This window comes from Hungatella effluvii (assembly GCF_003201875.1).
Classification (GTDB): domain Bacteria; phylum Bacillota; class Clostridia; order Lachnospirales; family Lachnospiraceae; genus Hungatella; species Hungatella effluvii.
In genome coordinates, this window is the sequence record NZ_QJKD01000004.1 from 91,504 (window position 1) to 112,000 (window position 20,497).

Consider the following 20,497-nt stretch of genomic DNA (forward strand, 5'->3'; position numbering starts at 1 on the left):
TAAGGAAGGAGACAAAGGTATGAAAACATTTGAATACACAATTAAGGACGAGGTAGGGATTCATGCAAGACCGGCGGGACTGCTGGTTAAGGAAGCAAAAGGCTATACATCCACGATCAAGGTGGCAAAGGGTGAAAAAGACGCGGATGCGACCAGACTGATGGCAGTTATGTCGCTGGGGGTAAAATGCGGTGACACGGTTGTGGTTTCCATTGAGGGAGAAGATGAGGAACAGGCAGCCGAAGGAATCAGGAAATTTTTCGAGGATAATTTGTAAAAAAGCTGGAAGTTGGAAGGAGAAGGTAAACGGTGAAACATTTTAACAGGATTACTTTATATCTGTTTGGGTTATTTGTGATTACAATAGGCATCAATCTCTCCATTATATCGGCGTTGGGGGTGTCACCTGTTTCGGCGTTTACCTATCCCTTGAGCGAAGCAACTGGCATTTCGCTGGGAACGGTCACGGTAGTAACTTATGTCAGTCTGGTTCTGATTCAGTGGGGAATGCTTGGAAGCAGATTTAAAAAGAAAAATCTGTTGCAGGCACCCTTTAGCTTCTGCTTTGGTTTTTTTGTGGATCTGACAGGAAGGGCGCTGGCGTTTATCCGTCCGCAGGATTATATGCAGCAGTTTGGCATTATGCTTTCCGGAGTAGTGGTCTGTGCATTTGGCGCTGCAGTCTATATCATTATGGACATTGTGCCGAATGCACCGGAAGGTTTTAATCTGTCATTGAGTGAACGGTTCAGAATACCGTTTTCAAGGAGCAAGGTTCTGTCAGATTTGATGTTTATTGGCATCGGGGTAATCATTTCGCTTGCCAGTGCGGGAAAAGTTACGGCAATCCGCGAAGGGACTCTTATTTCCGCATTATTGACGGGGCATATTGTAGGTTTTTTTATGAAGTATCTGGAGAAACCGTTGAAAAAGGCAGCTTTTGAAGATAAGCAGATGGATAATATGGAAAGATCTGAAATTGTGGGGAACAGTAGGATACATATTGGGAGAAAATCATGCAGATAAATGGAAAAAGTGTTTTCAATGGAATTGCCATTGGAAGGTTATTTGTTTATAACAAGGCAGAAAATCAGATAAAAAGGAAAAAGGTAACGGATGTCCGAAAAGAGATAGAACGGTTTCAAAATGCAAGAGAGGAAAGCAAAAAACAGCTTTCGGAACTCTATCATAAAGCGCTGAAGGAAGTAGGTGAGGTGAATGCTGCCATTTTTGAGGTCCACCAGATGATGCTGGATGACCTTGACTATGAAGAATCCATAACGAATATGATCACAGCGCAGGAGGTAAATGCGGAGTTTGCAGTTGCCAGTACAGGCGACAATTTCTCTGAGATGTTCGCGGCAATGGATGATGATTATATGCGTGCGCGGGCAGCGGATGTAAAGGATATATCGAACCGTATTATCACAGTTTTACAGGGAGAAAACCACAGCATTATTCAATCGGAGGAGCCGGTAATACTTCTGGCGGATGATCTTGCGCCGAGCGAAACTGTGCAGTTGGACAAATCAAAGATAATATCATTTGTAACAAGACATGGATCAACAAATTCTCATACGGCAATTCTTGCCAGAACCATGAATATTCCGGCATTGATAGGCGTGGATTTTCCGGAGGATGCAGATGGAAAGATGGGAATTGTGGATGGACAGGAAGGGGTTCTTATTATAGACCCGCAAGTGTCTGTCATGGAGGAATATACGGCAAAGAAAGAAAAGGAAGATGAGGAAAAGCGTCTGCTTTTGGAACTGAAAGGGAAGGAGAATATTACCCTTGACGGGAAGAAGATCAATCTTTATGCCAATATTGGCGGTGTGGGAGATGTCGCAGACGTACTTGCAAATGATGCAGGCGGGATTGGTCTTTTTCGGAGCGAGTTCTTATATCTGGAATCGGAAGATTACCCTACCGAGGAGGAGCAGTTTAAGGCATACCGTACAGTAGCGGAAAACATGGCCGGGAAAAAGGTCATTATTCGTACCCTTGATATTGGGGCGGATAAGAAAGTGGATTATTTTCATCTGGACAAAGAGGAAAATCCGGCAATGGGGTATCGTGCAATCCGCATTTGTCTGGACAGCAAAGAAATATTCAAAACTCAGTTGCGGGCATTGTATCGTGCAAGCTATTATGGGACGATTTCCATTATGTTTCCAATGATTATTTCAGTGGGTGAAGTAAAGAGGATTAAGGAAATAATCCGTGAAGTAAAGACAGAACTGGACGAAGCAGGTGTTCCCTATAAGGATGTAGAACTTGGAATTATGATTGAGACGCCCGCAGCTGTCATGATCAGCAATGAGCTGGCAAAAGAAGTTGATTTTTTCTCTATTGGGACAAATGACCTGACCCAGTACACACTGGCAATCGACAGACAGAACCCAAAACTGGATAGAATTTATGACGCACACCATCCCGCACTGTTAAAAATGCTTCAAATGGTTATTGAAAACGGACACAAGGAGGGGTGCTGGGTGGGTATCTGCGGAGAATTGGGAGCGGATATTACTATGACAGAAATCTTTCTGAAAATGGGACTGGACGAGCTTTCTGTAAGTCCTTCCATGATTTTACAGGTACGTCGGAAAATCAGGGAATGCAGGATTGAGGGGTGAAACTGCTTCTGGTATCAGGAATTTGCAGTAAAAGTGAACGAAAGGAATGGTACGCTATGAAATTTAAGAAATTGGCAGCAGGGCTGCTCTGCCTTATGTTAAGTATTTGCTTAATGGCATGCGCAGGCGAATCCGAAGTAATAGACTCCATTGTGACAAGGAACGAAACCGAAATTCAAATGGAAAGTCAGGGGGAAGAAACAAGTCAGGAAGCATCGGTGGAACCGATACTGGGGCAGGAAAAAACAGGAAACGGGAATATATTGATTGCCTATTTTACATGGGCCGACAATACCTATGTGGAGAATCCGGACGCAGTTGATGTGGATGCAACAACCTCTGCAAGCGTGCTTCCGCCGGGAAATGCGGCACTTCTGGCATCATGGATACAGGAGAGTGTCGGCGGCGACCTGTTTTCTATTATTGTGGAAGAGCCTTATTCCAGTGACTATGATGAATGTCTTGACAGGGCAGCGGAGGAAAGGGCGCAGAATGCCCGTCCCACGCTTACGTCTCACGTTGAGGATATGAGCCGGTATGATATTGTCTTTCTGGGACTTCCTAATTGGTGGTATGGTTCCCCAATGGCAGTACTTAGTTTTCTGGAAGAGTACGATTTTACAGGAAAAACCATCATTCCTTTTGTAACCCATGGAACAGGAGGCTTTGCCAGTACGCTGACGGATATACAGTCGGTACTTCCGGATGATATTACAATGCTGGAGGCAATCGGCATTTACAGACCGGAAGTGAAAGAATCCCATCAGGCAGTGCAGGAATGGATCGCAGGATTGGGAATTGATTTTGACGCAGGAGAAGGCAGCAGTGCCGCAACGGCAGAGACAGGAGAAAACAGGGTTCAGATTTCTTTTCGGGATATGCAGGTCGTTGTGAAGATGGAGGATAATTCCGCAAGCAGGAACTTGCTGGAACAGTTGCCGCTTACCCTGGAGTTTGAGGATTATAACCGGACGGAGAAAATAGCTTATATGGATGCGGAGCTGGATTATGGTGATGCGCCAGACAGCTGTAATGCGGTAGCAGGGGTTATGGCATATTACATACCCTGGGGAAACCTGAGCCTGTTTTATGAAGATTTCAGAGAATCCGATCAGCTTGTCCCATTGGGAATGGTTGAGTCAGGACAGGAATTTATCCGTTTATTGGAAAACGGGGAAAGCGTATTGATTGAACGCATAGAATAATTCTATTTTAAATCAAGGCTTCCGGCATCAGGAACAGGGCACGGAAGCTTTTTATACATAGTGATATGCAAAAATTGTATGACATGAGATAAACGATAAGCATTAGACATTCCATGAGGACAAAACTATAATATTTACATAAGCAACAGAAACGGCAGTCTGCGAAAAGAAATACGAACTGTCAGGAGGAAATGGAGGTATGGAAGATGAATATTGTTGTTTTGCAGGGAAGTCCGAACAGAAGCGGCTCTACAGCGATTCTGGCAGAAAATTTTGAGAGAGGAGCTGCAGAAGCAGGGCATAGGATACAGCATATTGATGTGGCCGCTAAGAATATAAGACCGTGTACAGGATGTGTTACCTGCGGATATGAAGGACCCTGTGTGATAAAGGACGATAACCGGCAGATTCGGGAGGCGGTTCTTGGCGCAGATATGCTTGTGTTTGCAACGCCGCTTTACTATTATGGAATGTCCGCACAGCTCAAAACAGTCGTAGACCGGTTCTGTGCATATAATTCCAGCATTAACAGAAAACATATGAAATCGGCGCTTTTGGCGGTGGCATGGAACAGTGATGGCTGGACATTTGATGCACTGGAAAGCCATTACCAGACACTGGTAAGGTATCTGAATTTTGTTGATCAGGGCATGGTGTTAGGCAGAGGATGCGGGACACCGCAAATGACGGCAAAAACGCAATATCCGGCGTCAGCCTACCGGCTGGGCAGGGAACTGCGCTGACTGAAAGCAGGCGTAAGTGGGCGGTAATGACAGGAGGAGCAGGATAATGACGATTGACGAAGTAAACAGAAAATACCAGATTCCGAAGAAAATTTTGAAAGAGTATGAGAGCTGGGGACTGTGCGGAGCAGTTCGGAAGGTCATGGGAAACTGGCAGTATGATGATCAGGATCTGGAGCGTTTAAGTCTGATTATGACGCTGCATGACATAGGATTCCGTTCGGAAGAAGTGGAAACTTATATGCACCTTGTAATTGAAGGAGACGGGACGCAGGATGAAAGGATGCGTATATTGGATCAGAAAAGGGAAAAAGCTCTGGACGAGATCCATTTCCGGGAAAAGCAGCTCGACCGGATGGATTATCTGAGGTATGAGATACGGAAATGCCAGAACAAGCAGAAGAAACCGGGAAGACAATAAAGGGAGTGATGTTCGTGCAAGGAAGAATAAAGACCATAATAGACATTGCAATGTCGGTACTCTTGCTGTTTCTGATGGCATATATGCTGACAGGGCAGAAAGTGCATGAGTGGATGGGAACAGCGATGCTGGTGTTGTTCCTGCTCCATAATATCCTGAATTGCAGATGGTATATGGGCTTAATTAAGGGAAAGTACAGCCTTTACCGCATCATGCATACGGCCGTCAATTTCGCTTTGCTGGCAGCCATGATTGGCATTGCGGTGAGCGGAACCATATTGTCGCAGTTTGTGGTGGGATTCCTGCCTATTCATGGAGGAATGTTCTTTGCCAGAAAAACCCATATGCTGTGTTCCTACTGGGCATTTCTGCTGATGTCGGTACACCTTGGGATGCACTGGGGAATTGTGGTCAGAAAAATAGAGAATCTGGCAGGAAAAGCCGGCAGGGGAGTGGTATGGAATAACATACTGAGGCTGACGGTTATTGCAACAGCCTGTTATGGGGCATATGCCTTCATAAAAAATAACTTGCTGTCCTATATGCTCCTGCAGAACCTGTTTGTATTTTTTGATCCGGATCAGCCCCTGTATGCATTTCTGGCGGAGTATGCTGCCATGATGGCAATGTGGGCATGCGCAGCTTACTATGGGGCAAAGCGGTACAAAACACAGCCCTAAAAAGTAAAGGTAACATATCAAAATATATTGACACAGTATCATAATAGAAAAGGAGAATGCACAATGAAAAAGAATATTGGATCACGGTTAGCTTTATATCCCACACCAGTAACGGTAATCGGGGCCATGGATGGCGAAAAACCTACCTGGACGCTGGTAGCCCATGTGGGGATCATCGGACATGACCGTGTACTGGTAAGCCTTGCGGCACCGCACTTTATCAACCATTGCATTAAGGAACGACAAAAGCTGTCCATCAATATTGTGGATGAAGGATTTTTGCCGGAAGCGGATTACAGCGGATCAGTCAGCGGAGCAAATAATGACAAATCTGAGCTGTTTTCGTATGAACTTGGCTCATCAGGGACGCCAATCATTGATAAGGCGCCGCTGACAATGGAGTGCAGCGTTGTGGACGTTTATAATACGCCGAATTTTGAAAGCTTTATCTGTACGATTGACAGTACCTATGTGGATGAGGAGCATCTTACGGATTCCGGAAAGATCAACTACCGGACCTTAAAGCCTGTGCTGTTTGAGTTCCCAACATATGAATACCTGCGGACCGGAGATGTGATAACGCCCTGCCTTTCTTATGCAAAAGAGATGAAAAAAGGAGAGCGGTAGAATGCCGAAAGGATCGCTGGGACTGAGACAGGCAAGAAGAAATGAAATTATTTCGGCCTGTGAACAGTTATACCAGACCATGTGTTTTAGGGAAATTACCCTGAAAGAGATTGGGCAGACGACTTCTTTTACGAGGACATCTATTTATAATTACTTTCAGACAAAGGAGGAGATTTTTCTTGCCCTGCTAAAAAACGAATACGAGCTGTGGATTGAAGAACTTCAGACAGTCATGGATGAAAATGAGAGACTTGATAAAGCTGCCTTTGCCGAAAAGATTGCGTTGAGCCTTGAACATAGAAAGCAGCTTCTTAAAATTATGTCCATGAATATGTATGACATTGAGGAAAACAGCCGGATGGAAAGTCTGGTAGAGCTGAAGGAAACATATGGAAAGGTATTGCAGATCTTTGCTGAGTTGTTGGATAAGTTTTTCCCGGCTATGAGCGCAGAGGAACATAAGAACCTGATTTATCAGTTTTTCCCATTTATATATGGAATTTATCCACACACAACTGTAACAGACAGGCAGAGGGAGGCCATGGAAAAGGCCGGTGTGAACTATACTTATATGTCAATCCGTGAGATTACAGGAAACTGTTTAATGAGGCTTTTGCCTGACAAATAAGAATAAAAACAAATCAATCATATTTTAAGGAGGAAACTTACAATGAACAAGAATTTACCGAAAATCGCAATGGGAGCATGGGCATGGGGTGATACCGACGGGTATTTTGGCAATACAATGACCGGAGAGGAGTTCCGCCCGATCTTTGAGGCAGCAATGAAAGCGGGTTTAAATCTGTGGGATACCGCCACGGCATACAGCAACGGGGAGTCTGAAAAGATCCTCGGCGGCTTTGTAAAGGATGCCGGGCGTGAGAACGTGCTCGTATCCACCAAATTTACGCCCCAGATGGCCGGTATGTATGGTGACAGCGTGGAGAAGATGTGCGAGGCAAGTCTGGAGCGCATGGACATGGATTATTTTGATATTTACTGGATTCACAATCCCGTCGGCGCGCCGGAATATACAAAGCAGCTCATTCCCCTGCTTCAAAGCGGCAAGGTAAAGAGTGTGGGCGTATCAAACCATAACCTTGCACAGATCAAGGAGGCTGATGAGATACTGAAAGCTGCGGGCTACAAAGTTTCTGCGGTTCAGAACCATTACAGCCTGATGAACCGTTCCTCTGAAGAGTCCGGCATCATTGCGTATTGTAAAGAGAACAACATTGTTTTCTATGGGTATATGACACTGGAACAGGGCGCCCTTTCCGGAAAATATGACACAGAGCATCCTTTCCCCGAAGGAAGCGCAAGGGCGAAAGTATTTAACCCGATGCTGCCGCAGATTGAGGTCATTACGGCAGAACTGAAAAAGGTTGCCACGTCCCACGGTGTCTCTGCAGCGCAGGTTGCAACAGCCTATGCGGTAAATAAGGGCGTGCTTCCGATTTTGGGTGTAACCAAGATCTATCAGGTGGAGGAAGCGGTAAAGATTGCGGATATTGTCCTGACAGCGGAAGAAATCGCTGCATTGGAAGCGGCGGCGGATAAATCCGGAGTTGACTCCATCCAGTTCTGGGAAAGCAAAATGGAATAAGGGGGAAAGTAAAATGGGCAAGACATTAGTAGCATATTTCAGTGCGAGCGGAGTTACCAGGAAGGCGGCTGAAAATCTGGCACAGGCGGCAGGAGCTGACCTGTATGAGATTAAGCCTGCCACGCCTTATACCCGCGAAGACCTTGACTGGACGAATAAGAACTCCCGCAGCAGCATGGAGATGAATGATAAGTCCAGCCGACCGGCGATTACGGATACTGCTGCGGACATCTCAGGGTATGATACGATCTTCCTTGGCTTCCCGATCTGGTGGTATGTGGCGCCGACGATCATCAATACTTTTCTGGAGGCATATGACTTTTCCGGGAAAAGAATCGTGCTGTTTGCAACCTCCGGTGGAAGCGGGTTCGGCAAGGCTGTAGAAGGACTGAAACCTTCCGTTTCCGCGGATACCGTAATCGTGGAGGGAAAACTCTTAAATGGCAGAAGTTCTTCCGCAGACTTAAAAGCATGGGCTGAGAGTATGATGCAATAGGAAACGTGCTTTGGAAGCAGTAGGAAGCAACTCGGTAAAGGCAGCCTGGAATCAATGATTCAAGCTGCCTTTTTTGTAAAATTTATGCGCTGTGAGCGCAGACAGGAGCAGAAATGGAAAAGACAATCATAATAATCGGATCCGGGAAAGGGCTTGGCAATCATATTGGGAAAAAATTTGGTCATAATGGGTTTCATGTTATTCTCATGGCGAGAAACAGGGCGGCGCTGGAAGAATACCAGCAGGAATTTGTGTCTGAGGATATAAAATGTGACATATATCCGGTGGATACCTCGGATTTTCAGGGATTAAGCACAGCATTAAAAAATGTCAGGGAGAAATATGGCACTCCCGATACCCTGGTCTACAATGTGGGGGTGACGGATGCGGATGCAGACCATGACATTACAGCGGAACTTCTGATGGAGAGATACCGTGTGGATGTAGCGGGCTGCTATCAGGCGGTAAAAGAGATTGTGACAGACGAATTTTGTGACCGGAAAGGCACTATTCTTGTAACAGGCGGCAGACTTTCCATAAATCCTGAGTTCACCTATCTGCCGCTTTCATTGGATAAAGCCGCCTTACGCTCCCTTTGCATGATTATGAAAGAAGAACTGGAACCGAAGGGCGTCCATGTGGGAACAGTCATGGTGTGCGGCGGGATTAAACCGGGAACTTATTTTGCACCGGAAAACATTGCGGAAAAATTCTGGGAGCTTTACCAGAACCGGGAGTTGTTTGAGATCCGGTATGAGAAGGTGACAGAATGAAAAAATTTGACGTACACGGACATTATTTCCCGCCTGCGTATGAGGAACTGCTGAAAAGGCATGAACTCAGTATTTTAGACGGGGCAAAGCGCCCTGCATGGAGCGAGGAAGGGCAGCTTTCCTTTATGGACGAGTTGGACATTGAGAAGACAGCTCTTTCCATATCTTCCCCACACCTGCATATGGGTGACGTGGCGGAGGCGGTTGAAACTGCAAGAGCCTGTAATGAATATGGTGCAGGTCTGCTCAAAAAATATCCGGGCAGATTTGAGATCATGGCGAGTCTGCCGGTGCCGGAAATTGGCTATGCAATCGGAGAAATCCGCTATTGCAGGGAGTATCTAGGCATTAGAAACTTTGCGCTCCAGACACATTCCCGTGGAATTTATCTTGGCAGTGAGGTGCTGGAGCCACTCATGGAGGAGCTGAACAGGAAGCAAACGGTAGTGGCGGTTCACCCTACCCAGCCTTCTGCTGTCTGCGGAGGGGTAAATGAGAAACTTCCGTCGGCTCTGATGGAATACTTTTTTGAGACGACCAGAGCTGTCACCAATATGTTGATGAATGGAACGATTCGCAAGTATCCGAATATCCGGTGGATCATTCCCCATGCGGGCGCTTTCCTGCCGGTTCTCTCAGACAGGCTTGCAACCCTTGCCGGAGCCTTGAAGTTAAGTGACAACCTGGATATATTTGGCGATCTGGCTCTGCTGTATTATGACCTTGCAGGCATTTCCATGCCGAAGCAGTATGAGGTTCTACAGAAAATCGCCCCGGCAGACCATTTGATGTATGGAAGTGATGAGCCGTTTACACCGCCTGTTTTATGCAGGAAACTAGCAGAGGTGATGGAGCAGACAATCGCCGGAGAATGGCAGGAGGATATTTTCAGCGGAAATGCAGAAAGGCTTTATAAGGAAATGGCATGGTGAAATGTCTAAAAAGCATTTCATAAACAAAGAACTAAGCATTAGACATATGACGGCAAGTGAAATATAATTTAAGTACAGTAAAAGATCTATGAATAGTAAAATTTTTAAGAAAATATGACAAAATGGAGGAAGATTTATAATGAGCGAAAAGATTGTACAGACAGCAGGACGGAGAGATCTTGGAGAATTTGCGCCGGAGTTCGCACATTTCAATGATGATGTCCTGTTCGGGGAGAACTGGAATAATCAGGATATTAACTTAAAGACACGCTGCATTGTGACGATGGTGGCGCTGATGTCCTCCGGCATCACGGATTCCTCTCTGGTTTACCATTTGGAGAACGCAAAAGCGCATGGCGTTACAAAGGCGGAAGCAGCGGCAATTATTACCCATGCGGCTTTCTATGCGGGATGGCCCAAAGGCTGGGCAGTATTCCGGTTGGCAAAGGATGTGTGGAAAGAGGATATTCCGAAAGAAGATGCTAAAGCGGCTCACGCTGCAGAAATGGTATTTCCCATCGGTGCACCCAATGACGGCTTTGCACAGTATTTTATTGGCCAGAGCTATCTTGCTCCGATTTCTGCCACACAGGTTGGTATTTTTAATGTGACCTTTGAGCCGGGCTGTCGTAACAACTGGCATATCCATCATGCCGACAAGGGCGGTGGGCAGATCCTTGTCTGTGTGGCAGGCAGGGGATATTATCAGGAGGAAGGGAAAGAGGCACAGGAGCTTCGGCCTGGGGATGTGGTAAACATTCCTGCAGGTGTAAAGCATTGGCATGGAGCAGCTAAGGATAGCTGGTTTTCGCACCTTGCCATAGAAGTTCCCGGTGAAAATGCTTCCAATGAATGGCTGGAGCCGGTGACGGATGAAGTGTATGATTCGCTGAAATAACGGAGGTGCAGGATGAAAAAATGGATTTTGTTTTTCCTCGCAGCAATGCTGGTATTAGCTATAGCAGGCTGTGGGCAGAATGGAGACTGGCGGGAGGATACGCCTGCTGAGGATGACAGGGTTGTTTCAGGAGAACCTGGGCAGTCGGAGGAAACAGGTTTCGTGAATGAGCCGTCACAGGTGGCGGGCGATACAGCGGGCGGCAACACAGCAGACGAGGCAGCGCTGCCTGCATCAGATAGTGCCGATGCCGCTGTAAATGGTGATGCGCCTGCTGTCTATATGACAACGGATATCAGTCCGGAGGGACTGATGGCGATTTACGAGGCATTGGGAGCAGAGCCATCCGGAAAGATTGCAGTAAAGTTGTCTACCGGCGAAAACGGGAGCAACTATCTGCGCCCGGAGCTGATCGGGGATTTGGTTCAGGAGCTGGGTGCGACGATTGTGGAGTGTAACACGGCTTATGGCGGACAGCGCGCAAATACGGCAATGCACTATCAGGTAGCGGAGGATCACGGCTATACGGCGATTGCGGATGTGGACATTATGGATGAGGACGGTTCCATGACACTGCAGGTAACAGGCGGTGATAACCTGACAGAGAATTATGTGGGCGCTCATTTTGCAAACTATGATTATTATGTGGTACTCTCCCATTTCAAGGGCCATGCGATGGCAGGATACGGTGGAGCCATCAAGAATATTTCCATAGGCATTGCGTCTTCTGAGGGAAAAGGTCATATTCATACAGGCGGGAAAGGCGGCAGTATGTGGAGCGCTGACCAGGATTCCTTTCTGGAGTCCATGGCAGAGGCCGGCAAGTCAGTAACGGATTATCTGGACGGAAATATTTTATACATCAATGTAATGAACCGGCTTTCGGTGGACTGTGATTGTGACGGGAATCCTGCGGAACCGGATATGCACGACATCGGTATTCTGGCTTCCCTTGATCCGGTAGCTGTGGATCAGGCCTGCATCGACCTTGTGTACGGTGCGGAGGATGGACAGTCGCTGGTAGACCGGATTGAATCAAGGAACGGACTCCATACATTGGAGCAGGCAGAAAAGATTGGGCTTGGAAGCCGGGAATATCAGCTGGTTTCGATTGATGAATAACGGGAGGTGACGGTGTATGTTGGAGGTATTGCACCGGGAATTTATTTATCTCTGGTATTATTTCAGTATCCAGTTCCAACAGATTTTCCGTTATTGGATTTTGGGAATGGTGCTTGGTTCTGCGGTCTCCGTCTTTTTGAAAGACAGGATACATAATGTTTTCCGTTCCCTGGGAGATAAGAAGCTGGGGCTTTTAGGGATTCCGATTGCCTCGGCGCTGGGGATTGCCTCGCCGCTGTGTATGTATGGCACGATTCCCATTGCGGCATCTTTTTCAAAGAGCGGGATGAAGGATGACTGGCTGGCAGCATTTATGATGAGTTCCATCCTGCTGAACCCGCAGCTCATCCTGTACAGCATGGCGCTTGGAACCACGGCGCTTGTTGTCCGTATTCTCTCCTGTTTTTTATGTGGGACTGCCGCCGGTTTGCTGGTGCATTTTATTTATAATGAGAAAGCCTTTTTCCGCTTTGGGAATTTCGATGAACCGAAATCAAGGGACACCGATCCCAACATGGTACTGCGGTATCTGAAAAATCTCTGGCGGAATGTAAAAGCGACAGGCTTATATTTTCTGTTTGGCATTGTCCTTTCTGCGTTGTTTCAAAGATATGTGCCGACAGGAGTGACTACGGCTCTGTTCGGAGGAAATGAAGCGTGGGGCGTACTTATGGCAGCTACAATAGGCGTTCCTCTCTATGCCTGCGGCGGCGGGACGATCCCGCTTTTGCAGCAATGGCTTATGGATGGCATGAGCATGGGGAGCGCCGCGGCCTTTATGATTACCGGCCCGGCTACAAAGATTACAAATCTTGGGGCGGTGAAGATCGTACTTGGAATGAAGCATTTTATTCTTTATATCGCTTTTGTTATGCTCTTTTCTTTGCTTTCCGGGCTGCTGGTTAATTTAGCTGTGTAAAAAATATAAAAGTTCAGGAGGTCTTGTATTATGAAAAAATTTCAAAAAATGATGAGCATTGTATGTATGATAGGGATGCTGCTTAGTTTTACGGCTTGTGGTTCTTCTGGCGGAAGCCAGAGTACAGGCGGGCAGCCTGAGACACCGGAAGAGGCAGTTTCGACACAGGAGGAAACGGATAAAAATTCGGATACGGAGGCTGTGGAACAGACCACAGATCAGGATACAGAGGTTGCGGAACCAGCAGATACAGAAGATGAATCTGGTGAAGAAACCAGCGAAGAAAGCAGCAAGGTGCTGGTGGCTTATTTCTCTGCAACCGGAACAACGAAGGCTCTGGCTGAGTATGCCGCAGACGCTTTGGGGGCGGATCTGTACGAGATTGTACCGGAGGAGCCATATACAGATGAAGATTTGAATTACAGTGACAGCAGTACAAGGGCAACGGTGGAGCAGAATGATAAAACTGTACGGCCTGCCATTTCCGGCAGCGTGGAAAATATGGATCAGTATGAGATTGTATTTCTTGGCTATCCCATCTGGTGGGGCGAAGCTCCGCGCATCGTTGATACCTTTATGGAAAGCTATGAGTTTGGCGGAAAAACCATTGTTCCCTTCTGTACATCCGGCAGCAGTGGGATTGGCTCAAGCGCTGCAAATCTGCATGACTTGTGCGGGGATGATGTGACATGGCTTGACGGCGTCCGTCTGGGAAGCAGTTCTTCCCGTGAGGATATTGTAGAATGGATTAACAGTCTTGGACTGAATGTGGAGGCAAAGTGAAATCGAAAGCAGTTGCAAAAAGAATCATAGATATCATCATGCTGTTTCTGCTGCCTGTTCTTATGGCGGAAATTCTGACTGGGCAATGGCTGCATGAATGGCTTGGAACCGGTATGGTATTCCTGTTCCTTCTGCATCATGTTCTTAATTTCGGATGGATGCGGAATCTGTTTCAGGGAAAATATACCCCGCTGCGGTGCGCGGGGACAGCGCTTAACATCCTGCTGATTTTTGATTTTCTGGCTCTGGCGTTCAGTGGCATTATGATGAGTGGCTTTGTATTTGAATGGCTTCCATTTTCGGGAGGGATGATAACCGCCCGAACCCTGCATCTGTTTTCTTCCCATTGGGGTTTCATTTTGATGTCCCTGCATACCGGGATGCACTGGAAGCTCGTTTTAGGTATGTGTAAAAGCAGGATGCCGGAGAGAAAAATGGATGATGTGTTTCTCTGGCTGCTGCGGGGAGCCGCCTTTGGTATCGTACTGTTTGGTATCTATGGGTTCATGCAGCAGAAAATGACAGATTATCTTTTCATGCAGACACATTTCGTATTTTTTGATGAAACAAAATCCGTGTTGATGTTTTATGCGGAAGTAACTGCCATGATTGGTATGTTTATTGTGGCAGGGCATTATCTTGGAATGGCAATGCAGAAATGGAGGTGCGATGAAATGGGAAAGAGGATTGCAAAAATTCTGGCGTTCTGTATCCCGGTGGCGGTGATTGCTGCTGTTATTTTTTCCTTAAATCATGGTAACAGCAATCCCGGAGATACATGGAGCGCAGATGTTCCTTCGATGGAGGAAAATGTAGAAGAACAGGCACCGTCACAAGGAGAGACGGTACAAACGCAGATAGAAAAGCCTGCGGTGCAGACAGAGGTGGAGGATGGCTTTGTCTTTATTTCGGGAGGGATATTTGAAATGGGAAGCCCGGAGGATGAAGCGTGGCGAAGCGATGATGAAACTTTGCATACCGTAACAGTCAGTGATTTTTATATCAGCCCTTACGAGCTGACACAGAAGGAATATCAGGAGGTCATGGGAGAGAATCCAAGCAATTTTAAGGGGGATGATCTTCCGGTGGAAAATATTTCATGGTTGGACGCGATTGCTTATTGTAATACAAGAAGTGAAAGGGACGGGCTGAATCCTGTATACACGATAGATGGAGGAAACGTATCATGGAACCGCGCTGCGGATGGATACCGTCTGCCCACAGAGGCGGAATGGGAATATGCCTGCCGGGCGGGTACGAAAACGCCGTTCAATACGGAAACTTCCATCGGTGCGGAGGAAGCGAATTATTACGGGCATTATCCTTACATGATTGAGGACAATTATTTTTCCCAGGGCAATCTGGATACAAAGCCCGGAGAATACCGGCAGACAACGGTGGAGGTAGACAGTTTTTCTCCGAATGGATATGGGCTTTATAATATGCACGGGAATGTCAGTGAATGGGTGTGGGATACTTATGGCAGCTATGGAACCGATGGGGAAACCGATCCGACCGGAGCTGCAGACGGGAATCGGAAGGTTTATCGGGGCGGCGGCTGGAATGATTTTGCGAAAAATATGCGTTCTGCTTACCGGGCCACATTAGAGGCAGATGCCGCCAGCTTTAATATAGGCTTACGTCTGGTGCGTGGAGCTGTTTCCGGGGACGGTGATGTGATTTCTTCCGGTCAGACATCAGAACAGACAGAGAGTGGCGGGAAAATCCTGATCGCCTATTTTTCATGGGGCGGAAATACAAGGGGCGTTGCGGAGGAGATTCAGGCGCAGACCGGAGCCGATCTGTTTGAGATTACCTGTGTGGAACCATATTCCAGCGATTATAATACGGTTTTGGAGGAGGCACAGAGGGATCAGAACATACAGGCACGACCGGAACTTTCCAGCCATGTTGAAAATATGGACGAATACGATATTGTGATGATTGGTTATCCAAACTGGTGGGCATCGATTCCGATGCCGATAGCGTCCTTTTTGGAAGAATATGATTTTTCCGGCAAGACAATTCTGCCGTTCTGCAGTCATGGCGGCGGACGGTTCGGACAGAGTCTTACGGCAATCGCAAAGCTGGCTCCCGATGCGGAAATTGGGGAAGGGCTTTCCGTCCATTATTCCGGGGGAAATGAGCTGCCGGGGGATGTGACGGAGTGGTTGGAAGCTAACGGAATAGCACAGGAATAGTTTTGATACAGTCAATTAGTAAATAAAACCATACATTCCGATATGAACATGGTATCGGAGTGTATGGTTAAAGGTTCATTATGGGAAATCTGAAAAGGATTTTTTATTTGCTATTAAGATCGTTTTCCTGAGTTATTTGGTATATGTGTTTAATCCAGATATGAACTGTATGTTCGATAGGAATAATATTACTTAAATTATTCTATTTTAGAATGGAGGTGTGAATAATGTCAGAAACAGACGAAGAAATGATATTCGGAAACCTGCATATTCATCCTGCAAGCAGAACGGTTGATGTGGATGGACGCAAAATTACGCTTACCAGAATGGAGTTCGATGTGCTCTGCTTTCTGGCAGCCAATTCTAATATTGCTTTAACGAGAGACCAGATTTATGAAACAGTGAACGGGGATAATTATTTAGGAGGCTCCTATGTTATAAGGGATATTATTTACCGGCTCAGGACAAAGCTGGGAATCCCATACATACAGACCTTGCATGGGTATGGATATAAATTCAGTATAGAAGAATAAATAAGGCAATGAATGTTGTAAATTGTCGAGAAAAAAGATAACCTGTCTATTTCCTGTCGATATTATAAAGATATTTGCCATGTAGAATATAACCCAACCGGAAAAATAGTTGGGTTATATTTTTTGTAGAATCAGGTTGACGGGTTATTCTTCTCACTAATGATTGCTGTGGCTGTAGCCATAAGGATTTTCAGGCAGCTTTCATCACATTGCGAGAGCAGCCGGAGCAGCTTGTGATATGTAGAATCCGCATCGTGGCTGTCTGGAAAGACACACTCATCTGCGGATATATTTAGTGTCCGGCAGATATGGTAAAAGTTCTCAATGCTTGGGGAGCAGCGGCCGCGTTCCAGGTCCTTTTGGAAGGAAAGGGAATAATCTAATAATTCCGCACAGGTCGCCTGGGTCAGATGCATTTTCTTCCGGGCTTTTTTGAGGACACGGCTGAAAACATCGGCATCATTGACTGACAAAGACATTATCATCACCTCCTGGTAGTAGTTTATTGCCATACTTTTTAAATGTAAAAATGGTATGAACATCTAAAAAATATATGTTATAACTCTACTTTTTGCACTCAATGTTTTGGTGAATTAAAAAAAACGTGGTTCATCAGGACATTATTTGAGTGCTTTTTTTGCGTATGGCCATGAGGAAGGATACATGGTCATTGAGAAGTACGCTCACAGCATATGGCTGTAAAGGAAGTTTATTAAAAAAATTCATCTTTATTTACGGCTGAAGTGCGTTGATAATGGTAGCGTATTACACTACTTTTTTGAGGAAAATAGAGATATTTGGGAAAAGAACGGTTATCTGAGAGAAGAAACAGGTAACGGTTCTTTTTCTATTGTCCGATGCCGTTCACCTCCGGTTTCAGGATTTTGCAGCCAAAATTCTGAAATTCAAGGAGGAAACGCCATGTGGCAGAGAAACAGCGGAAAAAGTGAAACAGAAATTTTGCAGAATCAGTTTACGGCCTACCTGACAACAGCAGTAAAACGCCGCAGACATGATTATATACAGCAGCAGGACAGGCGCCTGCAGATCGAGAGCCTGACCGAAGACTTCCCATTTATGCCGGAGTGCAGTATCGAACAGGATATGTTTCTGGGGCTTCCGGTTCTCATGCAGCTGGAGGACAGTGCGCTTCTCCAAGCGCTGAAAGAACTTAGCGAACGGGAGCGGTACATATTCCTTGCGAGGACACTGGATGGGATAGGTTTTGAGGAACTGGGAGAAGAAATGGGGCTTGGGTATAAAGGCGTGTCGGCAGTGTATTACCGAGCAGTACAGAAGATCAGAAGAAAGATTGAGGTGATGAAAAATGAATTTTAAGGAAATGCTTTTACAGGCGAAAGCCGGCAGGGAGTCGTCAGTCATGGACCTTTTGGAGATGTACAAGCCTCTTTTAGTGAAAAATGCCATTATAAACGGCAGGTTTGATGAAGACCTTTATCAGGAGCTTTGCATCATACTGCTGAAATGTATCGTCCAGTTCAGGATGTGACATTTAAGACAGGACTGCTGCAGAGTGGACAGGCGGCAGGAATGGGAAAAGCGCCGGAGCATATCGCCCGGCGCTTTTCTGGAATCAGTTTAACTTACGGCAAATCTGCAAATGTATTTGGCTCATAAAAGAGCTTTTGCAGCTTCTCTGCCAGATCTGTACGTGAGGTGCAGCGGATATGCCGGGTAGGGCCATAATTATTCAGCTTCTCATCCATATTACAAAAACTGATGGAAAAAGTGCTGCCGTCATGGGTAATCCAGAAACGTCTGCCGGTGGCAGGGTCAACTGCTATAATCCAGAGGCTGTGCAGCCTGTCTACATAAGTAAGACGATTGAGACGCCAGCAGCTCCGGTCATCATACCCAAAACCGGAAGCTTCCTGCTTTCGTTTCTCCAGTACAGAATAAAGGGCTTTGTATTTCATGCGCCATACCTCTCTTTCCAGTCACGGAGATAGGAAGCATATCCATCCGGGTCGATCTCCTGAAGGACTTCCGGGCGGAACCGGTATTCCGGATAACGGCAGAAACCGCTGCGGCCATAGGTGCCGGTAGGGACTGCCAGGCCGTGCCGGACGATCCATGCGAGGATATCTTCGCCATTGTTATTGGTGTCAATAAATGCACAGTTTTGGGGGCAGACGGAATCCAGATTGACGGTCAGGACATTCCAGGGTTCCGCTTCCCCGTCCTCCCAGGAAGTCATTGTGATGGCAAGGTTGCCTTCCATATAAGAGGTGACGTTTAACTGGATCTTATATACGTTTCCATATTTCTGTAAATCAAATGTTTTCATAGTGTCTCCTTTCGCTGTGTTTGTATTATTTTTCTATTGTTTATTTCTGTTATGCCGCTGTTTTTGGCATCTCCTGCGCCGGGAGAAGGATTACCCCTTTTTCCACCTCCGCAGGTATCCAGGCGTTGTTTTTCCACATACATCCGCTTGCCTCATTGTAAAATTTGGGCGCTTTGGGCGGTTTTCCAAAGCACTCATCATCCAGATACAGGCAGATGTGCTTATCATAAAAAGGGATAAGTGCCTGGTGAATCTGCGCTTTCAATGTCAGGGCAAGCCGGTCGATCTCCTCAATATCCTGTCTTTTAAAAGCAGCCTGGGAGATCTGCTTCAGGATGCCGGACTGGTCAATCGTGTTCTGGATCAGCGGCTGTGCCTCGTCCATAAAATCCGCACGGATGCGGATATTTTCCAGTGTGATCTGTTTCACGTAAGCGGTAGCCGTGGAGCTGATGTTGTGCCGCAGTTCGTCAAAGGGCTTTTTATATCTGGTCTTCAGAACCTCCAGGGATGCCACGGCAAGGTTTCGTTTTAAAAGGTCAAGATGTCCTTCCAGTGTTTTTCTTAATTCATTGCCTGTCATATGGATACCTCCTTCTGTAAAATAAAGTCTTCATGAAAAATCATCTTCCCAGGGCGGCAGATTTTCTTTTGCCGGATATGTGGAACTGCTTTCTGCTGCCTGGGGTTCCGGCTGTCCTGCTTTTATTTCTTCCGCATATTTTTCCGGTGTTTTTTGCCGTCTGCGGGCAGTAAGTGTCAGGGCATCTTCCCCGACATCATCAGAGCGCTGCTTTTTTGCCTGTTTCTTCCGGCATTTTTCTACGGCAGCGGCGTAATCGTAGCCGATGGCTTTTTGAAACTTCTCCGCAATCTCCCGCAACTTCCCCGCCTGGTATTCGTATGTGGCTTTGTGAAAGCCGGTCAGGTTCCACTGCTCACATACCAGATCCAGCATGTGGGTATAGTCCATGAGGGCGTTAATGGTTTTCAGAATGTCGCCGCAGCAGGTCCGCAGCTCATGGGAGCCGTCCAGATCCACATAGGAGAGGGTAAGCTCCTTCTTTAAATATTCTTCTATTTCCATGTGGTGTGCAAATACAGGCTCATAGATTTCTCTGGGAAATTCCGGCGTATTGGGGGATGCGGTTCTTTCATGGCTGTTCATCCGGCACACCTCCTGTCTGCTGTGGCGGGACGGCAAGCCCGATGACAATCATCTGGACAGCGGTGCGGTATCCGCAGCAATAGGACTGTTCCGCTATGGCGCTGTTTCTTTTGGAAACCGCCATCTGGTACTGTTCAAAAAGCGGCCAGGATTCTCCCAGCGCAGGGAGCAGGGCTTTTTCCGCTTCCTTTACATGCCGGTCCAGTTCTGAGGGAGCCGTGACGCATCCGTAAATATCCGGTTCATAGTTCCCGTAGAAAAGGTTATGTAAAAAATCCGGTTCGCCTGTGTCCGTCAGCCGGACAGCCGCCGTGGCAGGTTTTTTCAGGGTGTCGGCAATCTCCTGGAGTGTTCTGATCAGCTCCGGTAACTGATGGTTAAAGAAAACTGCCCCCATCTTTGTTTCGTGAAAATTCATCTGTGGTCCTCCTTTCGCTGTCTGCCCT

27 protein-coding genes are annotated in these 20,497 nt (G+C 46.6%); 21 read left to right on the plus strand and 6 right to left on the minus strand.

From position 1 onward, the window contains the following. Positions 1–19: 19 nt before the first annotated feature. The 19 genes from DFR60_RS09010 (at position 20) to DFR60_RS09100 (ending at position 16,575) form a co-directional block, all read left to right on the plus strand. A complete protein-coding gene (locus DFR60_RS09010; protein WP_110322604.1) occupies positions 20–277 on the plus strand; it encodes an HPr family phosphocarrier protein in 258 nt (85 codons plus the stop codon). Positions 278–309: 32 nt separating this feature from the next. After that, the gene (locus tag DFR60_RS09015; RefSeq protein WP_110322605.1) at positions 310–1,026 is read left to right on the plus strand and encodes a YczE/YyaS/YitT family protein; all 717 of its coding nucleotides are present in this window, start codon (positions 310–312) and stop codon (positions 1,024–1,026) included. Then, positions 1,017–2,636, plus strand: a complete 1,620-nt coding sequence (gene ptsP, locus DFR60_RS09020; RefSeq protein WP_207659513.1) for a phosphoenolpyruvate--protein phosphotransferase — start codon at positions 1,017–1,019, stop codon at positions 2,634–2,636. Before DFR60_RS09015 ends, ptsP begins: the two co-directional genes overlap by 10 nt. A gap of 56 nt (positions 2,637–2,692) precedes the next feature. Continuing rightward, on the plus strand, positions 2,693–3,841 hold the full coding sequence (locus DFR60_RS30665) for a cyclophilin-like fold protein (protein ID WP_207659514.1): 1,149 nt from the start codon (positions 2,693–2,695) through the stop codon (positions 3,839–3,841). A gap of 206 nt (positions 3,842–4,047) precedes the next feature. Beyond that, positions 4,048–4,584: a flavodoxin family protein gene (locus DFR60_RS09030; protein ID WP_110322848.1), complete on the plus strand. Its 537-nt coding sequence runs from the start codon at positions 4,048–4,050 to the stop codon at positions 4,582–4,584. A 46-nt stretch (positions 4,585–4,630) separates the two neighbouring features. Beyond that, positions 4,631–5,005, plus strand: a complete 375-nt coding sequence (locus DFR60_RS09035; protein WP_110322607.1) for a MerR family transcriptional regulator — start codon at positions 4,631–4,633, stop codon at positions 5,003–5,005. A 14-nt stretch (positions 5,006–5,019) separates the two neighbouring features. Continuing rightward, positions 5,020–5,685 carry a DUF4405 domain-containing protein gene (locus DFR60_RS09040; RefSeq protein WP_207659515.1) on the plus strand — a complete coding sequence of 222 codons (666 nt, stop codon included), beginning with the start codon at positions 5,020–5,022 and terminating at the stop codon, positions 5,683–5,685. A gap of 63 nt (positions 5,686–5,748) precedes the next feature. After that, on the plus strand, positions 5,749–6,312 hold the full coding sequence (locus tag DFR60_RS09045; RefSeq protein ID WP_110322609.1) for a flavin reductase family protein: 564 nt from the start codon (positions 5,749–5,751) through the stop codon (positions 6,310–6,312). A 1-nt stretch (position 6,313) separates the two neighbouring features. Then, positions 6,314–6,940, plus strand: coding sequence for a TetR/AcrR family transcriptional regulator (locus DFR60_RS09050; RefSeq protein WP_110322610.1), 627 nt, complete (start codon positions 6,314–6,316; stop codon positions 6,938–6,940). A gap of 42 nt (positions 6,941–6,982) precedes the next feature. Then, positions 6,983–7,918, plus strand: coding sequence for an aldo/keto reductase (locus tag DFR60_RS09055; protein ID WP_110322611.1), 936 nt, complete (start codon positions 6,983–6,985; stop codon positions 7,916–7,918). Positions 7,919–7,931: 13 nt separating this feature from the next. After that, entirely contained in the window at positions 7,932–8,414 is a 483-nt protein-coding gene (locus DFR60_RS09060; RefSeq protein WP_110322612.1) for a flavodoxin, read from the plus strand. A 113-nt stretch (positions 8,415–8,527) separates the two neighbouring features. Then, a complete protein-coding gene (locus DFR60_RS09065; RefSeq protein WP_110322613.1) occupies positions 8,528–9,187 on the plus strand; it encodes an SDR family NAD(P)-dependent oxidoreductase in 660 nt (219 codons plus the stop codon). Continuing rightward, positions 9,184–10,119, plus strand: a complete 936-nt coding sequence (locus DFR60_RS09070; protein ID WP_110322614.1) for an amidohydrolase family protein — start codon at positions 9,184–9,186, stop codon at positions 10,117–10,119. Before DFR60_RS09065 ends, DFR60_RS09070 begins: the two co-directional genes overlap by 4 nt. 139 nt (positions 10,120–10,258) lie before the next feature. Further along, positions 10,259–11,017 carry a carboxymuconolactone decarboxylase family protein gene (locus tag DFR60_RS09075; protein WP_110322615.1) on the plus strand — a complete coding sequence of 253 codons (759 nt, stop codon included), beginning with the start codon at positions 10,259–10,261 and terminating at the stop codon, positions 11,015–11,017. A gap of 282 nt (positions 11,018–11,299) precedes the next feature. Beyond that, a complete protein-coding gene (locus DFR60_RS09080) occupies positions 11,300–12,139 on the plus strand; it encodes a DUF362 domain-containing protein (RefSeq protein ID WP_341457939.1) in 840 nt (279 codons plus the stop codon). Positions 12,140–12,155: 16 nt separating this feature from the next. Then, positions 12,156–13,058, plus strand: a complete 903-nt coding sequence (locus DFR60_RS09085; RefSeq protein WP_110322616.1) for a permease — start codon at positions 12,156–12,158, stop codon at positions 13,056–13,058. Between the two features lie 30 nt (positions 13,059–13,088). Then, entirely contained in the window at positions 13,089–13,841 is a 753-nt protein-coding gene (locus tag DFR60_RS09090) for a flavodoxin (RefSeq protein WP_243005013.1), read from the plus strand. Next, the gene (locus DFR60_RS09095) at positions 13,838–16,042 is read left to right on the plus strand and encodes a flavodoxin (protein WP_110322617.1); all 2,205 of its coding nucleotides are present in this window, start codon (positions 13,838–13,840) and stop codon (positions 16,040–16,042) included. The genes DFR60_RS09090 and DFR60_RS09095 overlap by 4 nt, the downstream gene beginning before the upstream one ends. Positions 16,043–16,269: 227 nt before the next feature. Next, a complete protein-coding gene (locus tag DFR60_RS09100) occupies positions 16,270–16,575 on the plus strand; it encodes a winged helix-turn-helix domain-containing protein (protein WP_110322618.1) in 306 nt (101 codons plus the stop codon). Positions 16,576–16,706: 131 nt separating this feature from the next. On the opposite strand, the gene DFR60_RS09105 is transcribed toward DFR60_RS09100, so the two are convergent. Beyond that, a complete protein-coding gene (locus tag DFR60_RS09105) occupies positions 16,707–17,054 on the minus strand; it encodes a helix-turn-helix domain-containing protein (protein ID WP_167437560.1) in 348 nt (115 codons plus the stop codon). A 442-nt stretch (positions 17,055–17,496) separates the two neighbouring features. On the opposite strand from DFR60_RS09105, the gene DFR60_RS09110 reads away from it, so the two are divergent. Together DFR60_RS09110 and DFR60_RS09115 are read left to right on the plus strand one after the other, a co-directional pair. Next, the gene (locus tag DFR60_RS09110; protein ID WP_110322620.1) at positions 17,497–17,913 is read left to right on the plus strand and encodes a sigma-70 family RNA polymerase sigma factor; all 417 of its coding nucleotides are present in this window, start codon (positions 17,497–17,499) and stop codon (positions 17,911–17,913) included. Beyond that, positions 17,903–18,085 (plus strand): helix-turn-helix domain-containing protein, encoded by a 183-nt coding sequence (locus DFR60_RS09115; RefSeq protein ID WP_110322621.1) that lies wholly within the window; start codon positions 17,903–17,905, stop codon positions 18,083–18,085. The genes DFR60_RS09110 and DFR60_RS09115 overlap by 11 nt, the downstream gene beginning before the upstream one ends. A 94-nt stretch (positions 18,086–18,179) precedes the next feature. Here DFR60_RS09115 and DFR60_RS09120 read toward each other — a convergent pair whose 3' ends face one another. Genes DFR60_RS09120 through DFR60_RS09140 form a run of 5 tightly spaced genes read right to left on the minus strand, consistent with a single transcriptional unit; the run spans position 18,180 to position 20,469 of the window. Beyond that, complete coding sequence (locus tag DFR60_RS09120) at positions 18,180–18,512, minus strand: hypothetical protein (RefSeq protein ID WP_110322622.1); 333 nt, start codon at positions 18,510–18,512, stop codon at positions 18,180–18,182. Beyond that, positions 18,509–18,883 (minus strand): DUF4313 domain-containing protein, encoded by a 375-nt coding sequence (locus DFR60_RS09125; RefSeq protein ID WP_110322623.1) that lies wholly within the window; start codon positions 18,881–18,883, stop codon positions 18,509–18,511. Before DFR60_RS09125 ends, DFR60_RS09120 begins: the two co-directional genes overlap by 4 nt. 49 nt (positions 18,884–18,932) lie before the next feature. Continuing rightward, positions 18,933–19,466 (minus strand): decarboxylase, encoded by a 534-nt coding sequence (locus tag DFR60_RS09130; protein WP_110322624.1) that lies wholly within the window; start codon positions 19,464–19,466, stop codon positions 18,933–18,935. A 30-nt stretch (positions 19,467–19,496) separates the two neighbouring features. Further along, positions 19,497–20,051, minus strand: a complete 555-nt coding sequence (locus DFR60_RS09135; protein WP_110322625.1) for a hypothetical protein — start codon at positions 20,049–20,051, stop codon at positions 19,497–19,499. Beyond that, positions 20,038–20,469 (minus strand): DUF6809 family protein, encoded by a 432-nt coding sequence (locus DFR60_RS09140; protein WP_110322626.1) that lies wholly within the window; start codon positions 20,467–20,469, stop codon positions 20,038–20,040. Before DFR60_RS09140 ends, DFR60_RS09135 begins: the two co-directional genes overlap by 14 nt. Between the last annotated feature and the right edge of the window lie 28 nt (positions 20,470–20,497).